The organism is Streptomyces luteoverticillatus (assembly GCF_003970715.1).
Classification (GTDB): domain Bacteria; phylum Actinomycetota; class Actinomycetes; order Streptomycetales; family Streptomycetaceae; genus Streptomyces; species Streptomyces abikoensis.
On the sequence record NZ_CP034587.1, the window covers coordinates 5066284 to 5091522 of the forward strand.

Below are 25239 nucleotides of genomic sequence, written 5' to 3' on the forward strand. Positions count from 1 at the left end.
CGAGAGGAGAGCAGGACCGGCCATGGCTCACCAAGCGCAACCGGCCCCGGACGGCGGGGCGTTACCGGACCGGCCCGGCGCCGGAAACCCCTGGGTGGTGCTCGTCGCCGTCGCCCTCGGCACCATGATGGAGGCCCTCGACGGCACGGTCGTCGCCGTCGCCAACCCCGTCATCGCCGTCGACCTCGACACCGAGCTCACCACCCTCCAGTGGGTCACCAACGGCTATATGCTCGCCGTCGCCTGCGCCCTGATCACCGCAGGCAAGCTCGGCGACCGCTACGGCCACAAGAAGGTCTTCCTCATCGGGATGACGGGCTTCGCCGCCACCTCCGTCCTCGCGGGACTCTCGGGCAGCATCAGCATGCTGATCTTCTGGCGGGTGCTCCAGGGCATCAGCGGCGCCGTCCTCGCGCCCAGCGGACTGGCCGTCCTCAAGACCTCCTTCCCCCAGGACAAACTGAAGATCGCCATCGGCGTCTGGAGCGGCGTCGGCGCCCTCGCGCTGGCCGCCGGCCCCTTCATCGGCGGCGTCACCGTCGACCAGCTGGGCTGGCGCTGGGTGTTCTTCATCAACGTCGTGGTGTGCGCCGCCGCCCTCGCCCTCGGCGGCCCCGCGATCCGCGCGGTACGGCCCGAGGGCGCCGACCGGTCCTTCGACACCCCCGGCGTCCTGCTGCTCACGGCCACCCTGTTCGCCCTGGTCTGGGGCATCATCCAGGTGCCCGGCCACGGCTGGACCGCGTTCCGCGTCCTCGGCCCGTTCGCCGCCGCCCTCGTCGTCGGCACCGCGTTCGTCCTGCGCGAGCGCCGCGCCCGCGAGGCGCTGCTGCCACCGGCCCTCTTCCGCGAGCGGGCCGTCTCCACCGGCACCGCCACCCTGCTCATCGGCGGCTTCGCCACCTTCGGCGCCTCGTTCTACCTCGCCCTCTACCTCCAGCAGGTGCACGGCTTCTCCCCGATGCGGGCCGGCCTCGGGCTGCTTCCCTTCACCGTCCTCTTCGGCGTCGGCGCCCCCCTCGGCGCGGCCCTCAACCAGCGCTTCGGGCCCAGGGTGCCGCTCGCCGCGGGCATGGTCCTCATCAGCGTCGCCCTGCTCGGTCTCTCCCGGATGACCGAGGTCTCCTCCTACAACGCCATGTGGCCGTTCCTCGCCCCCCTCGGCGTGGGCATGGGCATGGTCGCACCCACGGCCATCGAGATGATCGTCGGCAGTGCCCACGACGAGCTCGCCGGCGTCGCCTCCGGCCTCCAGCAGACGGCCCTGATGCTCGGCGGCGTCCTGGGCACGGCCGTCCTCGGCTCACTGATCTCGTCCCGGGTCTCCGGGGTCCTGCCCGGACACCTCGCCGACGAGGGCGTCGGCGGCGCCCTGGCCCAGGCGCTGCGCCGGATGACGGACGTCATCGCGCAGGGCGTGGTGCCCGTGCCCGACGGCACCGCGCGCCCCGCCGCCGAGGCGGCCGCCCGTGCCGGGCACGCCGCCTTCATGGACGGCTTCCACACGGCGATGCTCGGCGGCGCGGTCGTCGTCCTCGTCGGCGCGGGCGTCGCCCTGCTGGCCCCGCGGCTGGAGGCCGCGACGGCCGCCGGGGACGTCGACGTCGCGACCGGCCACTGAGCATGTCCTCCACTCATCGAAGACTCATCGAAAACTCACTGAAGACAGGAGAAACTCCGTGATCTCGCACATCGGTACCGTCGACGTCTTCGTCAACGACCAGGAGAAGGCCGTCGACTTCTTCGTCAACACCCTCGGCTTCGAGCTCCGCGAGGACCTGAGGTTCGGCCCCATGCGGTGGATCGAGGTGGCACCCAAGGGCTCCCAGACCCGCATCGTGCTGTGCACCAAGGACTTCCCCGTCTACCGGGAGGGCAACATCGGCCGCTTCACCGACATCCAGTTCGTCACCGAGGACATCAAGGCCACGCACGACGAGCTCGTCCGGCGCGGGGTGCGGTTCACCCACGAGCCGCAGCAGATGCCGTTCGGCGGCTCGACCGCGACGTTCGCGGACCCCGACGGCAACGAGTTCAACCTGGTGCAGCCCGCCGGCTGAGCCCCCTGTTCGTGCTGCCGCCGCCTTCCCCCGGGGCCGGCGGCAGCACCGCGTCCGGGGCCGTTCACATCGCCGCGACGCCCACCCGCGTGAAGTCCGCCCCCGGCCACAGGCCCCGGACCGTGCTCTCCAGGATCATCAGCGCCATGATGGGGAAGGCGAAGTCCGAGGCGGCGTAGAGCCGGTGGGCGCTCTGCACCTCGAAGACGCCGTTGCCGAAGGACGCCATGTCGAAGGCCCGGCCCGGGCCGGCGCACCGGCCGACCAGCTCGGCGATGTCGGCGACGAACGGCTCGGGGTCGGCTGTCCGGCCGTCCGCGTCGGCCATGCTCGCCAGCATGATCTCCCCGCAGCGCCGTCCGTCGCCGGTGGCGAGCGCCGCGAAGAACCCGGCGATCAGCTCCCGAACCCGCTCGGGCAGCCGGACGCTGTAGCCGGCGTCCAGGATCACGGCCGCGTGGCCCTCCGGCAGCAGATACACATTGCCCGGGTGTGGATCGCAGTGCACGAACCCGTCCACGAACATCATCTTGTGCGCGGCCGCCAGCACGGCCGAGGCGAGCCGCGCCCGCACCGGGTCGGGGAGGGTCGCGGGCGTCCTGGTGTCCAGCCCCGGGACGAAGTCGAAGACCAGGCACGTCGGCCGGGACCACTCGGGGCGCAGCCGGGGCACGACCACGCCGGGGACGTCCGCGAGGTTCGCGCGGAGCGTGACGATGTTCTTCGCCTCGCGCCGGAAGTCCAGCTGGCCGAGGACGGCCCGGCTGACGTAGCCGACGAGGTCGGCCATCGGCATCCCGCGCAGCGCCGGCAGCCGCTCGGCGCGGCGCGTCAGGGCGCGGATCAGCGCGAGGTCGGCCCGCATCGTCGCGTCGATGCCGGGGCGCTTCAGCTTGAGCGCCACGACCCCGCCGTCCGGCAGCACGCCCCGGTACACGCAGGCGATGCTGCCGCCCGCCACCGGCTCGGGATCGAGCCGGGCCAGGAACGGCGGTGTCGCCCGCCCGTACGCGGCGCGCAGCGCGCTTGCCGCTTGTCGCGGCGGGAGGGGGCGGACGGAGTCGTGGAGACGGGACAGCTCGTCGCACAGGGCGGCGGGGAGCATGTCGCGGCGCGCGCCCGCGATCTGGGCGAACTTTATGAAGGTGGGACCGAGGGATTGGATGCGGTGGGTGAGGCGGCGGTAGAGGTAGTGGTGGGCGGCGGGGCGGCCGCGTACTGCTCGTATGGCGAGCAGGGCGGGGAGGGTTGTGGCCGCTTCCACGATGACCGTGAGGGCCAAGGCGCACACGCGCAGCGCGAGGCGGTGCGGAGGGACTCGGTCCATGGGGGGGGCTCCTCTGGTTGGAGGCCCCAGTCCCGCCCTTTCTCCCCCAGCTACCGCTGGGAGGTGCCCCCAGCCTGGGGCTCCGCCCCCAGACCCCCGCGCCTCAAACGCCGGCGGGGCTGGGTTGTGCCCGCGCGGAGCGGGGGTGCGAGGGGGCGGAGCCCCTTCGGAAACGGTGAAAGGGCGGGGCTGGGGCTAGTCGAACGTGAACGACGAACGCAGCGCGCCCAGCAGGGCGGAACGGGGCGTCGCCCTGATCAGCCCGTCCCGCACAGCGCAAAGCACCGGCGCCCGCCACTGCCCCAGCCGCCCCATCCAGTGCGACTGGACAGTCACAGCGTGGGCCCGACGCCGCCGCCGCGCGGCGTACGCGCGCAGCGCTGCCGGAACGTCGTCCGTCGCCCCCAGCGCCCGCGCCAGCACCACCGCGTCCTCCAGCGCCTGGCACGTGCCCTGCCCCATGGCCGGCGCGGCCGGGTGCGCGGCGTCACCCACCAGGGCCACCACGCCCCGCCCCCAGCGCCGCAGCGGTGCCCGGTCGTGGATCGCGGTGACGGTGACGGCGGCCGGGTCGGTGGACCGCAGCACGGCCGGGACCGGGTCGTGCCACGCGGCGAAGTGCCGCTGGAGGAACGGCAGGGACGACGGGCCCGCCCTGGCCCCGCCCTCGGGTACGGCGAAGGCCGCGAACCAGTACATCCGCCCCTCCGGCAGCGGGAACAGCCCGAACTGCCGTCCCGGGCCCAGCGCCAGCAGCGCCGGGTGGCCGGGGCAGGCGTACGCGGCGACGCCCCGGGCCACCGCGTGGCCGAGGTAGCGCAGGTCGCCGCCGCCCGTGTCCCCGGGGGCGCCGAAGAGGGCCGCGCGCACCCGGGAGCGGATGCCGTCGGCGCCGATCAGCAGATCGCCCTCCACCTCGGTGCCGTCCGCGAGCCGGGCGGCCACCGCCGGGCCGTCCTGCCGTACGCCGACGCAGCGCGCCCCGAAGCGGATCGCGTCCGGGGGCTGGAGGTCGTGGAGGGCCCGGAGCAGGGCGGCGCGCGGCAGCGCGCGTCCGTTGCCGCCGCACCGGGCGTCCAGCACCCCGGCCGGCAGGGACAGCAGTGTCGCGCCGCGCGCCGTGCGCATCGCCAGGCCCGCCGCGGGCGCGCTGCGGGCCCGGACGGGTCCGTCGGCGTCGAGCACGGCGAGTGCGGAGAAGGCGTTGGGCCACAGGGTGAGGGCCGTCCCGGCGACGCCGACGTCCGGGGCGCGCTCCAGCAGCACGACCTCCAGCCCGGCCCGGCGCAGCAGGGCGGCGGTGGCCAGGCCGGCGGGCCCGGCCCCGACGACCAGGGCGCGCCGGGCTCTCACGCGGGCGCGCCCGGCCACATGGAGGACCAACTCCCTGGGGCCGGGCCGCCCAGCAGGTCCGGGATCTTCGCGACGTCGAACACGCCCCAGTGCTCGGCGATCCGGCCGCCCCGGAAGCGGAAGGTGTTGGAGCCGCCGATGGCGAAGGACCGGCCCGTGGGCGGCAGCCCCATGAACGTGCCCGTGTGCTCGAAGTGCAGCAGGATCGCCTGGGCGAGGACGTCGCCCTCGCACACCGACGTGAGCACCTCCACCCGGCGCGTCGTCAGGGCCTCGGCCGCCTGCCCGAAACGGTGGGCCACGCCCTCGCGGCCGGGCGGATCCCACGGCGGGGCGAAATGGTCGACGAAATCGGGGGTGAGTACCTCGGAAATGGCCGAGAAATCGTGGGTGAAGAGCACGGCGCCCCGGAATTTCCGGACGGTTTCCTCGTAGGCGGATTTCTTGTCCGGCCGCGTCACGCCGTGGCCCGCAGTAATTCCGGGGGGAGCAGCCCGAGCTGTTCCAAAAGGTACAGCCCGTCGGCCACGCCCCAGTGTTCCACGACGGCGCCGTCGACGACCCGCAGCTGGCCCAGCAGCGGAACGCGCACGGCGCGGCCGGTGGCCGGCACGCCCAGGTACTCCCCTTTGTGCGTGGCCTCGACCGTCAGCCGGGTGGCCACGAGGTCGCCCTCCGCGACCATGGCGTGGACGGTGAGCCGCAGGTCGGGGAAGGCGTTCATGAAGCGGGCCATCTCGGCGGCGACGTCGGTGCCGGGCAGCGGCTCGCCGTCGCGGCCGTAGTGGACCATGTCCGGGGACCAGAACCGCGTCATCGCCGCGAGGTCGCCCCTGTTCCAGGTGTCGATCAACTCCCGTACCAGCGCCTTGTTCGCCTGCTCGGTGGACCCCATGCCGGCTCCTTCCGCGCGCGGTTTCGCAGAAAGGCTAGTGGGATTCCCGGCGCGGTCACTTCTCCCAGATTGCGGTGCGGATCGCCCTTCCGGGCGGGGTTGACGACGCAGAGGGCCGTGGAAACAATTCCGCAGGGACAACGGAGGGTTGTCGTCATGACCGATGGTTTCCCCAGCCTTCCCGCCGAGGGACTTCCTGCCGAGGGCGCGGACGGGCTGTACAGCCAGAGCTGGTTTCCCCTGTGCCTGTCCGAGGACGTCCCCGCCGGCGCGGTCCTCGGCGTCGAGTTCCTCGGCGGCAAGGCCGTGGTCTTCCGGGGCCGCGAGGGCGGCCCCGCCCGGGTGCTGAGCGGCTACTGCGTCCACGTCGGTGCGGACCTGTCGGTGGGCGAGGTGGTGGGGGAGCGGCTGCGGTGCCGTTTCCACGGCTGGCAGTACGACGGTGGCGGGGCGTGCGTCGCCACCGGCATCGGCGACCCGGTGCCGCCCCGGGCCCGGCTGTTCCGCTTCCCGACGGCCGAACGGCACGGCGTCGTCTGGGCGTTCAACGGCGAGGAGCCGCTCTTCGGCGTGCCCGGCCTGCCCTACCGCGAGGACGAGCTGACCGTCCGCCGCTCCGTCCTCCCGGAGCTGCCCGTCGAACCCTGGCTGGTCCAGGCCCACACCATGGACCTCCAGCACCTGTGCCTGCCCCACGAGTTCGTCCTCGACGACGACCCCAACGACTCGGTGCGTATCGACGCCCACTCCGTCGGCTTCGACCTGCGGGCCCGGATGCGCGACGGCGAGCGCTTCGACGTGCGCGTCGACATCCACGGCACCAACATCTTCTGGCAGACCGGCACCCTCGACGGCCGCTGGTTCTTCTGGCTCGCCCCGCTGAACATCCCCGGCCCCGGCCGCTCCCGGGCCGTCTTCGTCTACGGCGCCCACCGGGAGGAGGACGAGGACCCCAAGATCACCGAGGAGTTCCTCGACCGGGCCCGCACGGCCATGATGAACCTCTTCGACGACGACACGCCCGTCCTCGGCACCATCCGCTTCCGCCCCCGCCACCTCACCCACGGCGACCGCACCCTCGCCCGCTACCTCGACTACGTCCGCGCCTACCCCCGGGCCAACCCCGCCCGGGACTACCTCACATGAGCGCGAAGAGCACGCAGAGCGTGAAAGGGGCCGCCGCCGTGACCACGCGCCCGCTCGGCCGTCCCGTCCCCGCCGAGGGCCTGGACGGGACGTACAGCCAGAGCTGGTTCCCGCTGTGCCTGTCCACCGAACTGCCCGCCGGGCAGGTGCTCGGGGTGGACTTCCTCGGCGGCCGGGTGGCGGTCTTCCGGTGCGCGGCCGGCGGGCCCGCCCGGGTCGTCAGCGGCTACTGCGCCCACCTGGGCGCGGACCTGTCCGTCGGACACGTGGAAGGGGAACACCTGCGATGCCGCTACCACGGCTGGCGCTACGACGGCGCCGGTACCTGCGCGTCGACCGGTACGGGCGAGCCGGTGCCGCCGCGTGCGCGGCTCTTCTCTTTTCCCTCGCGGGAATCGCATGGCATCGTCTGGGCCTTCAACGGGCGGCGGCCCTTGTTCGACGTGCCCGGCCTCCCCGTCCCCCCGGACGATCTGCTCCTGCGCCACACGGTCCTTGACGAGGCCCCCGTCGACCCCTGGCTGGTGGCGGCCCAGACCATGGACGTCCAGCACTTCCTCCTCCAGCACGGCTTCGCCCTGGACGACGGCGACGACCCCAACGACGCCGTCACCGCCACCGCCCACTCCATGGGCTACCCGCTGCGCCTGACCACCCCGGACGGGCAACGGCTCGACTTACGCGTCGAGATCCACGGAACCAGCGTGTTCCGGCAGACCGGCACCCTCGACGGCCGCTGGTTCTGCTGGCTCACCGCGCTGCGTTCCGTACGCCCCGGGGTGTCCCGGCCTTACTTCGTCCTCGGCGCGCGGCGGGCGGAGGGCGGCGCGGACCCGGCGGCGGACGAGGCGTTCCTCGACCGGGCCATGGGCGTGATGATGGGCATGCTCGCCGACGACGCCCCTGTGCTCCTCACCCTCCACTTCCGCCCCGGCCTGCTCACCCGCAGCGATCGCGCCCTGGGCCGCTACCTGGAGTACGTCCGCCGCCACCCCCGTGCCCACCCCGCCCGCGAGGACATCAGCTGAGGGGGGACATCAGGTGACCCCGGACGGCTCGGGCGTGAACCGCACCGGCAGCGACTCCAGGCCGCGCAGCACGCCCGTGGGCCGCCAGCGAAGGAGGCCCGCCGACTCGTCCAGGGCGATGTCGGGCAGCCGCCGCAGCAGCGTCCCCACGGCGATCCGCCCCTCCATCCGGGAGACGGGCGCGCCGACGCAGAAGTGGATGCCGTGCCCGAAGCCCAGGTGGGAGCGGTCGCCGCGGGTGATGTCCAGCCGGTCCGGGTCGGGGTAGCGGTCCGGGTCGCGGTGGGCGGAGGCCACGCCCACGGTGACGATCGCGCCCCTGGGCACGGGCGTCCCACCGATCTCCAGGTCCTCCGTGGCCACCCGCAGCATGGCCCGCTCCACCGGCCCGTCGTAGCGCAGGAACTCCTCGACGGCCGCCGGCAGCAGCTCCGGCCGGGAGCGCAGCAGCTCCAACTGGTCCCGGTGGCGCAGCAGCGCCAGCATGCCGTTGCCGATGAGGTTCACCGTCGTCTCGTGCCCGGCCACCAGCAGCAACCCTGCCGTGGAGACCAGCTCCAGCTCGGTCAGCCGGCCCTCCTCGGTGGAGGCCACGACGAGCGCGCTCAGCAGGTCCGGCTGGGCCTCGGTGTCGTCCCCGGCCGAGCGCAGCGCGCGGCGGCGCTCGGCGACGAGCGCGGTGAAGTACTCGCGCAGCAGCCGGTTCGCCTCGTGCGGCGGCATCGTCGCGCCCTCGGTGTAGGTGGGGGTCAGCGCGGCCGTGCTCCACTCGCGGAACGGCGCCCGGTCGGCCTCCGGCACGCCGAGGAGTTCACAGATCACGGTGATGGGCAGCGGGAACGCCAGCGCGGTGATCAGGTCGGCGGTGCCGCGCGGGGCGAACGCGTCGATCAGCCCGTCGGTGATCTCCTGGACGCGCGGCAGCATGGCGTCCACCCGGCGCGGCGTGAACGCCTTGGCGACGAGCCTGCGCATCCGGGTGTGGTCGGGCGGATCGCTGTTGAGCATGTGCGGCTCCGAGCCCTCCCCGCCCTCGGGGTAGAGCCCGGAGCGGCGCAGCGCCTCCCACGCGTGCTTCGGGTCGCGGGAGAGCCGGGGGTCGGCGAGGGCGGCGCGCGCGTCCTCGTAGCGGGTGACCAGGTAGTGCTCGATGCCGTTGGGGTCGCGGATCGGGTGGACGGGGGCCTCGGCGCGCAGCCGCGCGTAGACGGGATAGGGGTCGACGCGGGACTCCGGCGCGTACACCTCGTGGGGATCGTCGGGTTCGGGCATGTCCGTGGTCCCCTCTCTCACACCTGCGGGCGGGGGTTGGGGCAGACGACGTCGGTCCTCGGCAGGGTGCCGTCGACCAGGTAGGCGGTGGCCAGCTCGTCGGCGCCGGGGTTGCCGTAGAAGGGGAAGACCCGGTGGTGGGCGGTGTCGGCGACGGTGACCAGCCGGGAGTTGTGCCGCAGCACCTCGTGCATCCGCACGGCGGCCGCGTGCGGTGTGGACATGTCCTCGGCGGACTGGACGAGCAGGACGCTGCGGGCGCGGTTGCCCGCCCCCAGCCGGGTCACCGGCTCGCTCGGCGGCACCGGCCAGAACGCCGTCGCCTTGATCCCGGACAGGGCCGCGCCCGTGAACGGGTACTCGCGTGCCGCGCGGGCCATGTCCCGCTCGTACGGGCCCAGCCGGCGCGGCCAGGACCAGTCGCCCGCGAGGATGGCCAGCTGGGCGACCGTGCCGCTCTCCTCCTTCGGCTGCCCGAACATCGTCGCCAGGAAGGTGAGGGTCGCGGGGGTCAGCGGCGCGCCGTGCACGGCGGAGCGCAGGATGTCGCCCAGGTGCGCGTAGTTGAGGTCGCTGTTGAGCATCCCCACGACGATCAGCCGGGCGAGGGTGCGGTCCAGCGGGAAGCCGTTGACCGCCACCGGCTGGTCCGCGTCGACCCGGGCCAGCAGCCGGTCGTAGGAGGCCCGGACCTCCGGGGGCGTGGCGCCCAGCGCGAGCTCGTCGTGGTGCCGGGCGGCCCAGCGGGTCCAGCGGCCCAGGGCGCGTTCGCCGTTGGGCGGGAAGTCGGTGAACAGCCCGCGCCATACCCAGTCCGGGCTGCACAGGCTGTCCAGGACGACCCGGTCGGCGTGCTCGCCGAACATCTGCGTCCATACCGCGCCCAGGTACGTGCCGTAGGAGTAGCCCAGGTAGGACAGCCGCTCCTCGCCCAGCGCGCCCCGGACGACCTCCATGTCGCGGGCGATGTTCCGCGAGTTCGCGAACGGCAGCACGTCCAGGGCGTGTTCGGCTACCTTGGCGGCGACCTCGGCCTGGAAGCGGACCTCGTGGGCGAAGTCGCGGGGCTGGTGGAAGACCCAGAAGCGTTCCTCCGGCTCCAGCCCGCACACGACCGGGCTGCTGCGGCCCATGAACCGGTGGTCGAACGCCACCACGTCGTAGCGCGCCAGCACCTCCTTGGGCAGCGCCCGCGCGAGCTGCGCGCCGAGCAGCGTGCCCCGGTTGCCGAGGTCGTCGCCGGGACCGATCAGCAGCACGCCGCGCCGCCGCTCGGGCGCCGCCGCCGGGGCCCGCACGAGGCCCAGGGTGAGGGTGCGGCCGGTGGGGTCGGCGTAGTCCAGCGGCACGGTCAGCTCGGCGCACTCCAGGCCGGCGAGGGCCTCCTCGTCGGCCGGGTGCCAGGACAGGGACTGCTTCTGGAAGTCCCGGATCGCGTCGGCGCGCAGGGCGGGGTCGTTCATCAGGCGTCCCTCCCGTGACCGGTGGTGAAGGTGAGGTCCGTGTCGGGCAGCTTGCCGGTGAGCAGGTACTCGGTGACGGTCCCGTCGACGCCGGGGTGGCCGTGGAACGGGAACACCCGGTGGGCGCCGGTACCGGCCGCCGTGACCAGCCGGGAGTTGTGCGCCAGCAGTTCCCTCAGCCGCGCGGCCCCGCGCGCGGGGGTGAACATGGCGTGCTCGGCCCGCACGAGCAGCACGCTCTCCGCGTGGTTGTCCCGGCCGAAGGCGGGGGCGGACGGGCGGCGCCCGTCGAGCTCCCGGGGCCAGAAGGCACCGGCCTTGGGCGCGGCCATCGCCGGCCCGATGAACGGGTGCCGTTCGGCGGCCGCCGCCATGTCCCGGCGGTAGCCGGCCGGGTCGCGCGGCCACGGCGCGTCGCCGCCGAGCACCGCGAGCTGGGCGACGGCCCCGCTCTCCTCCTTGCCGCGCCCGAACATCGCGCCCAGCGCCCGGCGCGCCTCCTGCGAGGCCTGCCCGCCGTGGACGGCGGCGCGCAGCACGTCGCCGAGGAAGCCCCAGGCCAGGTCGTCGCCGAGCAGCACCATGGTGAGCAGGCGGAGCATCGTGCCGTCGACGGGGAGGCCGGCCACCTCGATGTGCTGTTCCCGGTCCGCGCGTGCGGTGAGCCGTGCGACCGCTTCGCGCACGGCCGTCGGGGTCGCGCCCAGCGCCAGCTCCTCGTGGCGCCGCGCGGCCCACGCCGACCACCGGCCGAGCGCGGCCTCGCAGCTCGCGGCGTAGTCGAGGAACATCCGCCGCCACACGGAATCCGGGTCGATCACGCTGTCGAGGACGACCCGGTCGGCGTGCGCGCCGTACAGCTGTGTCCACAGCGCGCCGAGGTGACTCCCGTAGGAGTAGCCGAGCAGGGAGATCCGCTCCTCGCCGAGGGCGCGGCGGATCACCTCGATGTCATGGGCGATGGCCCGTGAGGTGAGGTGGGGGAGGAGGTCACCGGCCTCGCGGAAGCAGCGTTCGACGATGCGTTGTTGATAGCGGGCCTCGGTGTCGGCGTCCTCGGGGGTGTGGAAGATCCACAGCCATTGGTCGGGGGTGAGCCCGCAGGAGAGGGGGTGACTGCGGCCGCTGAAGCGGTGGTCGAAGCCGACGATGTCGTACTGGTCGAGGACGGGGGAGGGGAGTTTGGCGACGAGTTGGGGGACGAGGAGGGTGCCTCGGTTGCCGGGGTCGTCCGGGGGGACGAGGAGGGTGCCGAGGCGGCGGGTGGGGGTGCGGGCGGGGTGGCGGGCGAGCGCCAGCTCGAGGGACCGGCCTTCTGTGTCGGCGTGGTCCAGCGGGACGGCGACGGTGGTGAAGTCGAGGCCCGCCAGGGCCTCCTCGGTGGCGGGGTGCCAGGTGGGGTGCACGGGGGTTCCCTTCCGGGGGCGGGGCTGGGGCGCTCTCAAGGCCTGATCTCGTACAGTGCGTTGAGCGGTGTCGGCGGCGGCAGCTCCCGTACCGACGTCAGGCCCGCCTCCGCGCACAGCCTCCGCAACTCCCCCGCCGGCAACCCCAGCATCCCCGGCGCCCTCCCCTTCGCCGCCAGCGACACCGGCACGCTGTACAGCACGCTCGCCCCGTACAGCAGCGCGGCCGCCGCGCCGCGGTTGTCCGTGGCGCGTTCCGCGCCCGCGCTCTCCAGGAGCAGGAGAACCCCGTCGTCGGCGAGGGCGGCCCGGACCGCGTGGAGGGCCGCCGCCGGGTCCGGGGCGTCGTGGAGGACGTCGAGGGCGAGGACGAGGGCGTGGTCGCCCGTGGCGGGCAGCAGGTCGGCGGCGTCGCCGTGGACGAACTCCACGCGGTCGGACACCCCGGCGTCCGCCGCCTCCCGGCGCGCGCGGTCGACGTGGAGCCGCAGCCGGTCGTAGCCGGTGCAGCGGGCGCGGGGGAAGGCCCTGGCGATCAGTACGAGCGCGTGGCCGCCGCCGCTGCCCAGGTGGGCGACGCGGCCGCCGGCCGCCAGGCGTCCGGCGAGGCCGTCGATCGCGGGGATCCACTGGGGGAGCAGCAGGGTGCCCAGCCAGCTGGCGCTCATCCGCCACATCGTCCGGTAGAGGCCCTCGGGGTACGCCTCCTGCGGGACGCCGCCGCCCGAGCGGAACGTCTCGGCGACGGGCTCCAGCATCGCGGCGAGCGCGGGCACGAGCCCGGCCGCGCCGCCGAGGAAGAACGGCGAGTCGTCGTGGGCGAGTACGGCGGCGTGCTCCGGGGGGAGGGAGAAGACCGGCTCTTCGGCGGCCTGCCGCCGGGCGTCCAGGTAGCCCGCGCTGAGAAGGCCGAGGAGCCATTCGCGGACGTGGCGCTCGTCCAGCCCGGCGCGGGCGGCGAGCTCCGCGCTGCTCGCCGGGCCGCCTTCGGCGAGCGCGCGGAAGAGGCCCAGACGGTCGCCCAGGGCGCACAGGACGCTGGTCATCCCGCCGCTGACGTCGTCCAGGAAGCGGCCGGCGAACGCTTGCACGGCAGTGCTGTCGCATCCGTCCATGGCGCCCGACTGTAGTGAACGGCCCGGAGGGTCGCCTTCTCCCAGGTTGCTCACGCCCGTGGCGGGCCCATTGCTACCATGAAGTGTAGTAATGGGGGCGGAAGCTGAGGGTGCGTCATGACGGGCAAGCGGAATTACGGGCAGTTCTGCGGTCTCGCCGCCGGCCTCGACGTCGTGGGCGAACGCTGGGCGTTGCTCATCGTCCGGGAGCTCCTCATCGGCCCGGCGCGCTTCAACGAGATCCTGGGCAACCTGCCCGGCCTCGGGCCCAATCTGCTCTCCGACCGGCTGCGGGCGCTCGCCGCGCGCGGGGTGCTGGAGTCGGCGGCCGTGCCCGGCGACGGGCGGGGCAGGCGCTACCGCCTCACCGCGCGCGGCGAGCAGCTCAGGGAGCCCCTGCTGGCGCTGGCCCGGTGGGGGATGGCGTTCCTGGGCGAGGAGGAGGCGCGTGGCGGCGCCGTCCGTGCCGCCTGGGGCATCCTGGCCGTCCAGGCGATGATCCACGGGCGTCCGGTGCCCGAGGTCGACGAGGCCTACGAGTTCCGCGTGGCCGACGAGACGTTCCACATCGAGGTGGCCGCCGGCCGCGCCGTCACCCGGCGCGGTCCCGCCGGCGCCCCGGCCCTGGTCGTCGTCACGGACGCCGAGACGTTCGTGAGCATCGGCGCCGAGATGCGCACGCCCTTCGAGGCGCTGATCTCCGGCCGGCTGCGGATCGACGGCGATCCCGAGGCCGCCCGGCGCTGCGTGGAGTTCATGGGGCTGCTGGACGCCGCCGCCCGCCGCCCCGACGGGAGCGGGGAGCCGGTGGCGGCCGCCGCCCCGCCCGGCTGACGGACAGGGCGGCCGCGCCCGCCGGTCGTCCCCGAGGCAGTCGTCCCCCGAGGAAGTCGTCCCCGAGGAAGGGATCACCGTCGTGAGCGACGCACTGGCAGGGACCACCGCCCTGGTGACCGGCGCCTCCAGCGGCATCGGCGAGGCCACCGCCCTGGCGCTGGCCGCCGAGGGCGCCCGGGTGACCCTCGTCGCCCGGCGCGGCGACCGCCTCCTGAAGGTCGCCGAGGCCGTCGAGGCACTGGGCGGCCGGGCGTTCGTCGCCGAGGCCGACCTCGCCACGGAGTCCGGCGCGGTCACGGCCGTCGAGGCGGCCCTCGCCGCCCACGGACGGCTCGACATCGTCGTGAACGCGGCCGGGGTGCTGCTGCTCGGCCCCGTCGACGGCGCGCCCACCGAGGAGTGGCACCGCATGGTCGGCGTCAACCTGCTGGGCGCCGCCCTCGTCACCCGCGCCGCCCTGCCCCACCTGCTGCGCGCCGCCGCCGACGGCCCCCGGCGCGTCGCCGACGTCGTCAACATCAGCTCCAGCGGCGCCCGCGCCGCCACCCCCGGCACCGCCCTCTACGACGCCACCAAATCCGGGCTGAACGGCTTCAGCGAGGCCCTGCGCCAGGAGGTCGCCCGCCGCCACGTGCGGGTCTGCGTCGTCGAGCCCGGCTTCGTCGCCACCGAACTCCCCACCCACTCCCGGCCCGAGGCACTCGCCGCCCTCGCCGACGGCTTCGACCCCGGCACCCCGCTGCGCCCCGAGGACGTCGCCGGGACGATCGTCCACGTCGTCACCCGGCCCCGCCACATGGCGATCGGCGAGGTGCTGGTGCGCCCGGCCGAGCAGCTGCGGTGAACGGGTGGGGCGGGGGCGGGCTTTTCGGCCGAATCCCCCGTGGCGCGAACCGGATGTGTTGACCGTCACTTCCACAACTGATAGCAATACGCACTGTGTTCGAGTCCGGTCGCCGACCCGCGCCGGAGAACTCACCGGCGGCGCACCACCCTTGAGGACAGGACGGGGGTCGCACATGCCCGGAAAGCCTTCAGCTCCGCCCCGCTCGCGCACCCGTGCGCGGCAGGGGCCCGCGGCCCCCCGCTGGGCCCGGCGACTGTGTCTGCGCGAGGAGACGGCCGACTTCGCGGTCCGCGGCTTCCCCTGCGACAGGCCGGAGAGCCGGCGCGTCCTGGAACGCCACGGCCGTTCCTTCCTCACCGGCTTCAACACGGCCCTGACGGCTGCCCCCGGCGCCGTCCAGGAGCGGCTGACGGACCTCGACCCCGTCGAGCGCGGCTTCGCCTACGAGGGCGCGGGCATGGCCTGCGCCCTCCTCGACACCCTCGCCCTCACCGGGGGGCGCCGCGTCCGCGCCCTGCTCAGGGGGCCCGGCCGGGACTACGTCCACCTCGTCCACGTGGGCGCCGGCTGGGCGCTGGCCAAGGCGCCGCTGCCCGGGGCGCGCCGCCTGCTCGGCCTCGACCCGCTGCTGGGCTGGCTCGCGCTGGACGGACTCGGCTTCTCGTACGGCTACTTCGGCGGGCGGACGGCCGTGGCCCGGATCGCCCGCAAGGGCCCGCCCCGGCCCGGCGGCACCGTACGCCACCAGGGCCTCGGCCGCAGCCTGTGGTTCGTCGAGGCGGCCGACCCCGACCGCATCGCCGGGACCATCACCGGCTTCCCCGAGGACCGCCGCTCCCACCTGTGGAGCGGCGTGGGCCTGGCCGCCTGCTACGCCGGGGGAGCCGCCGACGGCGAGCTGGACCGGCTGCGCGAGCGCTCCGGCCCCTACTGGCAGCACCTCGCCCAGGGCGCCGCCTTCGCCGCCGAGGCCCGCCGCCGGGGCGGCCACATCCCCGAGCACACCCACCGGGGAGTCCTCCGGCTCGTGGGCGTCGACGCGGTGACGGCAGCGGGCTGGACGCTGGACGCCGAACGACGGCTGCGCGGCGACGGCAGCCTCGGCGACTTCCTCGCCTGGCGGGCCCTGATCAGCGGGAGCGCGCTCGCCTCCCGGTGACCCCGCCCCACCTGACGCCCGGCCGCCGGACTACGGAGGGAACATGTCCCGCACGCCCCGCATCGAGTGGCGAGCGCTCGCCGCGCCCGTCGTCGCCGTGGTGATCGCGTCCTGTCTGGGCGTGGCGGCCGTCCGGCCCGGCACGTCCGGGGCGGAACGGGACCGGCTGGCCGAGCGCTTCCGCTTCACCTCCGAGTACCTCAACGGCGACCCCGCCGGGGCCCGCACCGAACGGCGGGTGCAGCCCGCGCTGCGCCATATCTCCGCGTGGATCTCGGCCGTCGGCGCGAGCGTCGCCGTCGGCGACATCGCCGGCACCGGCCGCGACGCCGACGCCTGCCTCGTCGACCCCCGCGACGACTCCGTGACCGTCCGCCCCCTGCCGGGCTCCACCGGACGATACGCGCCCTTCACCCTCACCCCGGAAGGGCTGCCCTGGAACCCGCGCACCATGGCCCCCATGGGCTGTGTCACCGGCGACTTCGCCCAGAACGGGCTCACCGGCGTCCTCGTCTACTACTGGGGCCGCTCCCCGGTCCTCTTCCTGCGGCGGACCGGCGCCGACGGCAAGCCCGTGCCCCCGTCCGCCGCCGCCTTCCACGCCACCGAACTCGTCTCGCCCATGAGCGTGTGGAACACCACCACCGTCAACTTCACCGACGTCGACGGCGACGGCCGGCCCGACCTGATCGTCGGCAACTACTTCCCGGACGGCGCCAAGGTCCTCGACACCGAGGCCGCCGACGACCCCCGGATGGCCATGCAGGACGGCATGTCCAACGCCCGCAACGCGGGCAGCACCCACGTCCTGCTGTGGCACTCGGGGCGCGGCGGGCCCGACCCCGAGGCCCGCTTCCGGGACGAGCCCGACGCGCTGCCCGCCGGCGTCCGCCACGGCTGGGCCCTCGCCCTGGGCGCCCAGGACCTCGACGGCGACGGGCTGCCCGAGCTCTACATCGCCAACGACTTCGGCCCCGACCGGCTGCTCGTCAACCACTCGCGGCCCGGTCGGCCGTCCTACTCCCTCGCCGAGGGCCGCCGGACCTTCACCACCCCCAAGTCCAAGGTCCTCGGCCACGACTCGTTCAAGGGCATGGGCGTCGCCTTCGCCGATCTCACCGGACGCGGCGAACCCGACATCCTCGTCAGCAACATCACGCTCCCCTACGCCCTGGAGGAGTCCAACTTCGTCTTCACCCGCGACGGCCCGGTCTCCGACCTCGCCAAGGGCACGGCCCCCTACCACGACCGCAGCGAGGACCTGGGCCTGTCCCGCTCCGGCTGGTCCTGGGACGTCAAGACCGGCGACTTCGACCACAGCGGCACCCCCCAGATCCTCCAGGCCGTCGGCTTCGTCAAGGGCGGCACCAGCAAATGGCCCGAGCTCCAGGAGCTCGCCATGGCCAACGACAGCGTGCTCCACTCCCCGCTGAGCTGGCCGCGCGTCAAACCCGGCGACGACCTCTCCGGCGCCGCCGGCAACCGCTTCTGGGTGCGCACCGCCGACGGCCGCTACACCGACCTGGCCAAGGCCACCGGGCTCGACGAGAAGGTGCCCAGCCGCTCCTACGCCCTCACCGACGCCGACGGCGACGGACGCCTCGACATCGTCGTGGCCAACCAGTGGGGCCGGTCCGTCTTCCACCGCAACACCGGCCCCACCGCCGGGCCCTACCTGGCGCTGCGCCCGGTCGTGCCCGCCGCGGTGCCGGGCGGCGCGGCCACCACCCCGGCGATCGGCGCCCGCGTCACCGTCCGCACCGCCGACGGCCGCACGTACACCCAGCAGCTCCAGCCGGCCAACGGGCACACCGGCGTCAACAGCTCCGAGCTGCTCTTCGGGCTGGGGGCCGGAGCCGACGCGAAGCGACCGGTCACCGTCGAGATCACCTGGCGCGACGCCACCGGGCCGCACCGGACCACCCGGTCCCTGACGCCCGGCGCCCACACCGTCGTCCTCTCCTGAAGGTCTTCCGAAGAGGTGCCCCCGTGACGACCACCGCCCCCGCCTCCCCGACCGCCCCCGCCACCGGGAAACCCGCCGGCCCCACCCCGGAGAAGCGCCGCAGCAAGGCCCTGCGCCGCTTCGCGCTCTCCATCACCGTCCTCAACATCGTCGGCCTGGTCTGGCTGGGCTTCGAGCAGGCGTACGCGACCCCGTTCGTCGCCGTCGGCACCGCCTACGCCACCGAACTGCTGCTGGAGACCGTCGACGCGGCCGCGCGCCGCCGGCGGCCGCGCTACCTGGGCCCGTTCGGCAAGGTCCTCGACTTCATGCTGCCCGCGCACATCACCGGCCTCGCCTGCTCCATGCTGCTCTACGCCAACGACCGGCTCTGGCCCATCGCGTTCGCCGCCGCCGTCGGCATCGGCTCCAAATACGCGGTGCGCGCCCAGGTGCGGGGCAAGTCCCAGCACGTCCTCAACCCGTCCAACACCGGGATCGTCGCCACCCTTCTGATCTACGACTGGGTGGGCATCGCCCCGCCGTACGAGTTCACCGAGTACCCGCCCGGCGTGCTGCGCTGGATCATCCCGTTCGCGGTGCTGGTGGCCGGGACGATGCTCAACGCCAAGCTGACGTTGAAGATGCCGTTGCTGCTGGGCTGGGCCGGCGGCTTCGTCCTCCAGGCGCTGCTGCGCGCCGTGTTCACCGACGCCTGGGTGCTCGGCGCGCTGTCGCCGATGACCGGTGTGGCCTTCATCCTCTACACCAACTACATGATCAGCGACCCGGGGACGACGCCGTTCGCGCCCCGCCGCCAGTTCGCCTTCGGGCTGGGGATCGCGGCCGCGTACGGGACGCTGATGGTTCTGCACATCACCTTCGGTCTGTTCTTCGCGCTGGCGGTGGTGTGCGTGGTGCGGTGGGTGGCGCTGGTGACGCTGCCGCTGACGGCGCCTGTGCTGGAACGTTTCTCTAGTCTTCGTCCTGCTGTTGTGCGGGAGGCTCCGTGAAGTGCCCCGTCGCCATCGTGGGGATGGCCTGCCGCTACCCGGACGCGGATGGCCCGGATGAGCTGTGGCGGACCGTGCTCGCCGGGCGCCGGGCGTTCCGCCGGATCCCGCCCGAGCGGCTGCGGGTCGCCGACTACGCGCCGGGGACGGCTGGGGACGGTGACGACATCGTCGCCGAACGGGCGGCCGTCCTCGAGGGCTGGACCTTCGACCGGCAGGCCTTCCGGGTGCCCGGCGGCGCCTTCCGCGCCGCCGACCTCACGCACTGGCTCGCCCTCGACGTCGCAGCGGCCGCGCTGCGCGACGCGGGCCTGGCGGAGGGGGAGGGGCCGGAGGGGCCGGTGGGGTCGACGGGGTTCGACCGGGACCGCGTGGGCGTCGTCATCGGCAACTCCCTCACCGGCGAGTTCTCCCGCACCGGGCTGCTGCGGCTGCGCTGGCCGTACGTCCGCCGCACGGTCGACACGGTCCTCGGCCGGCACGGCCTGGCGGAGGGCGAACGGCGGGAGCTGCTGGGCGAGCTGGAGGAGCTCTACAAGAGCCCCTTCCCCGTCCCGGGTGACGAGTCCCTGGCCGGCGGCCTCGCCAACACCATCAGCGGCCGGATCTGCAACCACTTCGGCTTCCACGGCGCCGGCTACACCGTCGACGCGGCGTGCGCCTCGTCGCTCGTCTCCGTCGTCACCGCCTGCACGGCGCTCGCGGCGGGCGACCTGGACCTCGCCCTGGCCGGCGGCGTCGACCTCAGTCTCGACCCCTTCGAACTCGTCGGCTTCTCGCGCCTCGGCGCGCTCGCCCGGGGCCCCATGCGCGTCTACGACCGGAACCCGACCGGCTTCCTGCCCGGCGAGGGCTGCGGCGTCATCGTCCTCGCCCGCGCCGAGGACGCCCGGCGCCTGGGCCTGCGCGCCTACGCCGTCGTCGAGGGCTGGGGCCTGTCCTCCGACGGCCACGGCGGCCTCACCCGCCCCGAACGCACCGGCCAGGCCCTCGCCCTGCGCCGTGCCTACGAACGCGCCGGCTTCGCCCCGGCGACGGCCGGCCTGATCGAGGGCCACGGCACGGGCACGGCCGTCGGCGACGAGGTGGAGCTCGCGGTGCTGGGGGCCGCGCTGGGCTCCGGGGCGGCACTCCGGTGGCGCTCGGCAGCGTCAAGGCGAACATCGGGCACACGAAGGCGGCGGCGGGCGCGGCCGGGCTGATCAAGGCCGCCCTCGCCGTCCACCACGGCGTCCTGCCACCCACCACCGGCTGCGACGACCCGCACCCGCTGCTCACCGCCCCCCTGCGGACCCTCGGCGAGCCGGAGGACTGGCCGGGGCGCGCGGTGCCGCGCCGGGCGTCCGTCAACTCCGTGGGCTTCGGCGGCGTCAACGCCCACGTCGTCCTGGAGAGCGTGGGTTCGCGACGGCATCCGTACGCGTATCCACGTCCGTACGTGCCCGCGCCCGGGTGGGAGGTCTTCCCGGTGGGCGGGGACGACGCCGGGGAGGTCGCGGGACGGCTGCTGCGGCTGGCGGGGACGGCGGAGTCCTTGTCGGAGGCGGAACTGACGGACGTTGCGGCGGAGTTGGCGGCTTCCACGGACGGGAAGGGGGCCGCTGTCCGGGTGGCGGTGGCCGCTTCCTCGCCCGGCGAACTGGCGGAGCGGCTGAGAGCGGCGGCGAACTCGCTCGGCCGACGGCCGGGGTTCCACGGGGAGTCGGCCGCCGGGGTGTTCACGGGGCTGGGCCCCACGGCCCGGCTCGGCCTGCTCTTCCCGGGGCAGGGCACGGCGGGCGGACGCGTGGGCCCGCTGGGGCGGATCGTGGGAGTGGGGGACCTGCTGGCGGAGGTGCCGGACGGGCGGGGTGATGACGTCGACACGGCCGTGGTGCAGCCCGCCATGGTCGCGGCCTCGCTGGCCGGGCTGCGCTATCTGGACCGGCTGGGGGTCCACGCCCGGGCCGCGCTCGGCCACAGCCTCGGCGAACTCACCGCCCTGACCTGGGCAGGCGCCCTGCCGCCGGCCGTCGCCGTCCGGCTGGCCCGCGCCCGGGGCGACCTCATGGCCCGGTACGCCGAGGGCGGCGGCGGGATGCTCGCGGTGGCGGCGTCGGTGGAGACGGCGGAGTCCCTGCTGGCGGGCACGGACGCGGTGATCGCGGCCGTCAACGGCCCCGACCGGCTCACGGTCGCGGGCCCCATGCCGTCCCTGGCGCTGGTACGGGCGGAGGCGCGCCGCCGGGGCATCGGCGTCGTCGCCCTGGCGGTTTCCCACGCCTTCCACTCGGTGGCGATGCGACCGGCGCTGCCGGAGCTGGAGAAGTGCTTCATGGAGGCCGGCTTCGGCCGGCTCACGGGCACGGTGGTCTCGTCGGTGACGGCCGCCGTTCTCGGGCCGGACACGGATGTGGCCGCGCTCCTGACGCAGCAGGTGACGGCGCCGGTCCGGTTCGGGGAGGCGGTGGGGGAGCTGGCGCGGCACGTGGACGTGCTGGTGGAGGTGGGCGCGGGCACGACGGTGTCCGCGCCGGCCCGCGACAACACGACAGCGCCCGTCCTGACCCTCGACGTCACGGGTGACGTGGGGGCGCTGGCGACGACGACGGCGGCGCTGTTCGCGGCCTGCGGGGCGGATGTCCGCGCCTGGACGGCGGGGCGCTTCCACCGGCGGCTGGATGTGAACCGGCCGCGGGTTTTCCTGTCGAACCCGTGCGAGGCTGTTCCCGATCCCGTCCCCGATCCCGTCCCCGATCCCGTCCCCGTCCCCGTCCCCGATCCCGTCCTTTCACCGTTTCCCCCGGGGGCGAGCCCCCGGAGCCCCGAGGCGCCGCCGCGGCAGCCGGAGCGCGGGAGCGCGCGCGAGGGTGGGGGCGTGGCCGCGCCCGGCGAGTCCGGGTCCCCGGGACTGCCGCCTTCCGGCAGCGGGTTCCTCCCTCCGGAGCCGGAAACGCCTGCGGAATCCGCTGGCGGAGCGGCCACCACGGACGCCGCCGGGGGCCCGGGGGCGGAGCCCCCGGCAGCAGGAGGGGGCGGCCCCCTCACCACCATCCGCAGCCTCATCGCCACCGCCCTCGAACTCCCCGCCGACGCCATCCGCGACGACGACCTCCTCCTCTCCGACCTCCACGTGAACTCCCTCCGCCTCGCCCAGATCGCCGCCGACGCCGCCCGCGCGCTCGGGCGGGAGGCGCCCGTCGACACCGGGGCGCTCGTCACGGCCAGCGTGGCCGGGCTCGCCGCCCACATCGCCGCGCTACCGGCCTCCCGGGGCGAGGGGGAGGGCGACGCGCCCGTCGAAGGCGTCGCCCCCTGGGTGCGGGCCTTCACCCACCGGCTCGTGCCCTGGTCGAACGGACGCGCGACGACCCGCACCGTCTTCACCTGGACCCGCCTCGTCCCCGACAACCACCCCCTCGCCGACGCCATCCACGCCGCCTTCCCCACCACGGACGACGCCGACGCCGATGCCGTCCCCGCCACCGTCGTCGCCCTGCCCCCCGACCCCACGCCCGAGGAGTGCGTGGCCGCCCTCCACGCCGCGGCGGCGAACGCCGAGGCGCCCCTGCTCCTCCTCCACCACCGCGCCGTCGGCGACGTCATCGCCCGCTCGGTCGCCGCCGAACGTCCCGGCCTGTCCTGTCTCGTCGTGGACGCGCCGCCCCACCCCGAGGGTGTGCGCCGGGCCGCCGACGAGGCCGTGGCGCGGGGCGTCGCCGGCTACGCCGAGATCGTCCTCGACGACACCGGCCGCCCCCACGCGCCCGTCACCGGTCACCGCCCCCTGCCGGCGCCCGACGCCGCCGCGATCCCCCTCGGGCCCGGCGACGTCTGTCTGGTGACCGGCGGCGCCAAGGGTATCGGCGCCGAGTCGGCGCTCGCCCTCGCCCGCGCCACCGGAGCGCGCCTCGTTCTGCTGGGACGAAGCGCACCGGGCGACGACGCCGAAGTCGACACATGGCTACGCCGCTTCGCCGACGAGAAGACGACCGCGCTCTACCTCACCGCCGACGTCACCGACCCCGCCGCCGTGCGCCGCCGCGTCGCCGAGGCCGAGGCGCGCCTCGGGCCCGTCAAGGCCGTCCTGCACTGCGCCGGGCGCAACGAGCCCGGGCGGCTGGAGGCCGTCACCCCCGAGCGGCTGCGCGCCGCGTGCGCGCCCAAGCGGGACGGGCTGGACGCGGTCCTCGCAGCCGTGGACACCCGGCGGCTGCGGCTGCTCGTGGCCTTCGGCTCGGTGATCGCCCGCATCGGGCTGCCGGGGGAGGCCGACTACGCCCTGGCCAACGACCTGATGCGGCGCCGCGTCGACGAACTCGCCGGGGCCCTGCCGCACTGCCGCTGCCTGACCGTCGAGTGGTCGCAGTGGGAGGGCGCGGGCATGGCCCAGCGGCTCGGGGCCGTCGAGACGCTGCGCCGCCAGGGCGTCGCCCCGATCCCCGTGGCCGACGGCACGAAGATCCTGCTGTCCCTGCTCGGCGCCCCGGACCTGCCGTCCACCGTGCTGGTCGCCGGACGGCTGCCCCGCGCCGAGACGCTCCGGCACGCCGACGAGTCGCTGCCGCTGCTGCGGTTCCTGGAACGCCCGCTGGTGCACCAGCCGGGCGTGGAGGTGGTGGCCGACGCCCGCGTGGGCCTGGGCGGCGACCCGTACCTGGCCGACCACGCCCTCGACGGCGTGCCCCTGCTGCCGGCCGTCGTGGGGCTGGAGGCCATGGCCCAGGCGGCGGCCGCCGTCACCGGGCACGACGGCGTGCTCACCGTCACCGAGGCCGCCTTCGAACGGCCGGTCACCGTGCCGCCGGAGGGCTCCCGCACCGTGCGCGTCGCCGCGCTGCGGCACGACGACGGCACGGTGGTCGCGGTGGTGCGCAGCGACGAGACGGGGTTCTCGGCCGACCACTTCCGCGCGGTGTACCGGATGGGCGGTGAGTCCACTCGCGCACCGGCGGCGGCCGCCACCCCCGCCGCGCGCTCGCCCCACTACGGCGAACTGTTCTTCCATGGCCCGCGCTTCCGCCGCGTGGTGCGCTATCGGCGGCTCAGCGGCCGCCACTGCGTGGCGGAGGTGGCGGCGGGCGGCGCGGGGGAGTGGTTCAGCGGCTTCCACAGCCCCCGGCTGCTGCTGGGGGACGCGGCGCTGCGCGACGCGTACGTGCACGTGTTGCAGGGTTGCGTGCCGCACCGGCGCGTACTGCCGGTGGGCGTGGACGCCGTGCGGTTCCACGGCCCGGCACCGAGCGAAGGCACCGTGATCGTCCACGCCCACGAGACGGCGCGCGACGCCGACGGCTACCGCTACGACGTGCGCGTGGAGTCCGAAGCCGGCACGCTCCTGGAGATGTGGCACGGCCTGCGGCTGAAGGACGTGGGGCCGCTGCCCCGGCCCGCCGGCGCACCCTGGCCCGCCGAACTCCTCGGCCCGTACCTCACCCGCGTCCTGGACCGCCTCCTGCCCGAGGCCCGCGCGGACCTCGCCGCCGGGCCCACGGCCGACGGCCTGTTCCCCGGCACGGACGGCTTCCGCCGCGCCGCCCACCTGGGCGACCGGGTCCTGGCCGCCGTCGCCGGCCGGCCCGTGGCCGTCGACTGGGCACCCGTGCCCGACGCGCCTCCCGAGCGCTGGCGGTCCCTGCTGGGCCCCCGAGCGGCCGCTGTCGCCGACGAAGCGGACCGGGCGACGGGCGGGCCGCCCGGGCACGGCTACGCCCGCCTGCTGACGTGCCGTCAGACGCTGCTCGCGCTCGGCGCCCGCCCGGACGCCCCGCTGCGAGTGGAGCGCACCGCCGCCGACGGCTGGGTGCTGCTGCGCGCCGGCGACCTGGCCGTCGCCACGGTCGTCGTCCGCGTCGCGGACCTGCCCGCTCCGGTCGCGGTGGCGGTAGGCAGCGGGCCACCCGTGCGCGTACCGCGCGCCGCACGGGTACGGGTCGCCGGAGGCAGCGCATGACGACGCCCGGGCGGCGCGCCTACGTCCACCGCCACCACGTGCCGTTCGAGGAGACCAACCTCGCCGGCAACGTCTACTTCGCCCACTACGTGCGCTGGCAGGGCCACTGCCGCGAACGCTTCCTGGCCGAACACGCGCCGGGCACGGTCGCGGCCTTCGCCCAGGGCCTCACGCTCGTGACGGTCTCCTGCGACGTGGAGTACCTGCGCGAGTGCCGGGCGCTGGACGAGATCGACATCCACATGTCGCTGCGCCATCTCGCGGGCAACCGCGTCGAGATGGCCTTCGACTACGTGCGCGCCGGCAGCCCGCCGGAACTGGTGGCCCGCGGCCACCAGACCGTCGCCTGCATGCGCCGCACCGGCGACGGCGGCGACATGGAACCCGAACCGGTACCGGAGGAACTCCTCATCGCCCTCCGGCCCTTCAGTTCTTGACCGA

At 74.9% G+C, this 25239-nt stretch carries 19 protein-coding genes and 1 pseudogene; 12 read left to right on the forward strand and 8 right to left on the reverse strand.

Annotated features, from left to right (window positions below):
- Positions 1-22: 22 nt before the first annotated feature.
- Together EKH77_RS22720 and EKH77_RS22725 are read left to right on the forward strand one after the other, a co-directional pair.
- Positions 23-1621, forward strand: coding sequence for an MFS transporter (locus tag EKH77_RS22720; RefSeq protein ID WP_126916170.1), 1599 nt, complete (start codon positions 23-25; stop codon positions 1619-1621).
- 58 nt (positions 1622-1679) lie between these two features.
- Positions 1680-2060 carry a VOC family protein gene (locus EKH77_RS22725; protein WP_126916171.1) on the forward strand — a complete coding sequence of 127 codons (381 nt, stop codon included), beginning with the start codon at positions 1680-1682 and terminating at the stop codon, positions 2058-2060.
- 64 nt (positions 2061-2124) lie between these two features.
- On the opposite strand, the gene EKH77_RS22730 is transcribed toward EKH77_RS22725, so the two are convergent.
- The 4 genes from EKH77_RS22730 to EKH77_RS22750 all read right to left on the reverse strand — a co-directional run bounded on the left by EKH77_RS22730 (position 2125) and on the right by EKH77_RS22750 (position 5635).
- On the reverse strand, positions 2125-3387 hold the full coding sequence (locus EKH77_RS22730) for an ABC1 kinase family protein (RefSeq protein WP_126916172.1): 1263 nt from the start codon (positions 3385-3387) through the stop codon (positions 2125-2127).
- Positions 3388-3582: 195 nt separating this feature from the next.
- Complete coding sequence (locus EKH77_RS22740) at positions 3583-4740, reverse strand: FAD-dependent monooxygenase (RefSeq protein WP_164737842.1); 1158 nt, start codon at positions 4738-4740, stop codon at positions 3583-3585.
- Positions 4737-5201, reverse strand: a complete 465-nt coding sequence (locus EKH77_RS22745) for an ester cyclase (protein WP_164737843.1) — start codon at positions 5199-5201, stop codon at positions 4737-4739. The genes EKH77_RS22740 and EKH77_RS22745 overlap by 4 nt, the downstream gene beginning before the upstream one ends.
- A complete protein-coding gene (locus EKH77_RS22750) occupies positions 5198-5635 on the reverse strand; it encodes an ester cyclase (RefSeq protein ID WP_126916175.1) in 438 nt (145 codons plus the stop codon). Before EKH77_RS22750 ends, EKH77_RS22745 begins: the two co-directional genes overlap by 4 nt.
- Before the next feature lie 156 nt (positions 5636-5791).
- On the opposite strand from EKH77_RS22750, the gene EKH77_RS22755 reads away from it, so the two are divergent.
- Positions 5792-6781 carry a Rieske (2Fe-2S) protein gene (locus EKH77_RS22755; RefSeq protein ID WP_126916176.1) on the forward strand — a complete coding sequence of 330 codons (990 nt, stop codon included), beginning with the start codon at positions 5792-5794 and terminating at the stop codon, positions 6779-6781.
- A 38-nt stretch (positions 6782-6819) separates the two neighbouring features.
- Positions 6820-7809, forward strand: a complete 990-nt coding sequence (locus EKH77_RS33075) for a Rieske 2Fe-2S domain-containing protein (protein WP_164737844.1) — start codon at positions 6820-6822, stop codon at positions 7807-7809.
- Positions 7810-7818: 9 nt separating this feature from the next.
- On the opposite strand, the gene EKH77_RS22765 is transcribed toward EKH77_RS33075, so the two are convergent.
- Genes EKH77_RS22765 through EKH77_RS22780 form a run of 4 tightly spaced genes read right to left on the reverse strand, consistent with a single transcriptional unit; the run spans position 7819 to position 13065 of the window.
- Positions 7819-9081: a cytochrome P450 family protein gene (locus tag EKH77_RS22765; RefSeq protein WP_126916177.1), complete on the reverse strand. Its 1263-nt coding sequence runs from the start codon at positions 9079-9081 to the stop codon at positions 7819-7821.
- Positions 9082-9098: 17 nt separating this feature from the next.
- Positions 9099-10544, reverse strand: a complete 1446-nt coding sequence (locus EKH77_RS22770; RefSeq protein WP_126916178.1) for an alpha/beta fold hydrolase — start codon at positions 10542-10544, stop codon at positions 9099-9101.
- Positions 10544-11950 (reverse strand): alpha/beta fold hydrolase, encoded by a 1407-nt coding sequence (locus EKH77_RS22775; protein WP_164737845.1) that lies wholly within the window; start codon positions 11948-11950, stop codon positions 10544-10546. The genes EKH77_RS22770 and EKH77_RS22775 overlap by 1 nt, the downstream gene beginning before the upstream one ends.
- A gap of 35 nt (positions 11951-11985) precedes the next feature.
- Complete coding sequence (locus EKH77_RS22780; RefSeq protein ID WP_126916180.1) at positions 11986-13065, reverse strand: class I SAM-dependent methyltransferase; 1080 nt, start codon at positions 13063-13065, stop codon at positions 11986-11988.
- Positions 13066-13182: 117 nt separating this feature from the next.
- Between EKH77_RS22780 and EKH77_RS22785 the strand changes: the two genes are divergently transcribed.
- The 8 genes and pseudogenes from EKH77_RS22785 (at position 13183) to EKH77_RS22825 (ending at position 25235) form a co-directional block, all read left to right on the forward strand.
- Positions 13183-13899, forward strand: coding sequence for a winged helix-turn-helix transcriptional regulator (locus EKH77_RS22785; RefSeq protein ID WP_126916181.1), 717 nt, complete (start codon positions 13183-13185; stop codon positions 13897-13899).
- 82 nt (positions 13900-13981) lie between these two features.
- Complete coding sequence (locus EKH77_RS22790; protein WP_126916182.1) at positions 13982-14746, forward strand: SDR family NAD(P)-dependent oxidoreductase; 765 nt, start codon at positions 13982-13984, stop codon at positions 14744-14746.
- 175 nt (positions 14747-14921) lie between these two features.
- Complete coding sequence (locus EKH77_RS22795; protein WP_126916183.1) at positions 14922-15908, forward strand: DUF1702 family protein; 987 nt, start codon at positions 14922-14924, stop codon at positions 15906-15908.
- 43 nt (positions 15909-15951) lie between these two features.
- On the forward strand, positions 15952-17874 hold the full coding sequence (locus EKH77_RS22800; protein ID WP_126916184.1) for a CRTAC1 family protein: 1923 nt from the start codon (positions 15952-15954) through the stop codon (positions 17872-17874).
- A gap of 23 nt (positions 17875-17897) precedes the next feature.
- Entirely contained in the window at positions 17898-18866 is a 969-nt protein-coding gene (locus tag EKH77_RS22805) for an enediyne biosynthesis protein UnbU (protein ID WP_126916185.1), read from the forward strand.
- Between the two features lie 17 nt (positions 18867-18883).
- Positions 18884-23160 (forward strand): annotated as a pseudogene (locus tag EKH77_RS34795) (beta-ketoacyl synthase N-terminal-like domain-containing protein); the annotation flags it as partial.
- Positions 23143-24798, forward strand: a complete 1656-nt coding sequence (locus EKH77_RS34405; RefSeq protein ID WP_430981034.1) for a polyketide synthase dehydratase domain-containing protein — start codon at positions 23143-23145, stop codon at positions 24796-24798. The pseudogene EKH77_RS34795 and the gene EKH77_RS34405, both read left to right, overlap by 18 nt.
- Complete coding sequence (locus tag EKH77_RS22825; protein ID WP_126916186.1) at positions 24795-25235, forward strand: acyl-CoA thioesterase; 441 nt, start codon at positions 24795-24797, stop codon at positions 25233-25235. Before EKH77_RS34405 ends, EKH77_RS22825 begins: the two co-directional genes overlap by 4 nt.
- Positions 25236-25239: the final 4 nt, after the last annotated feature.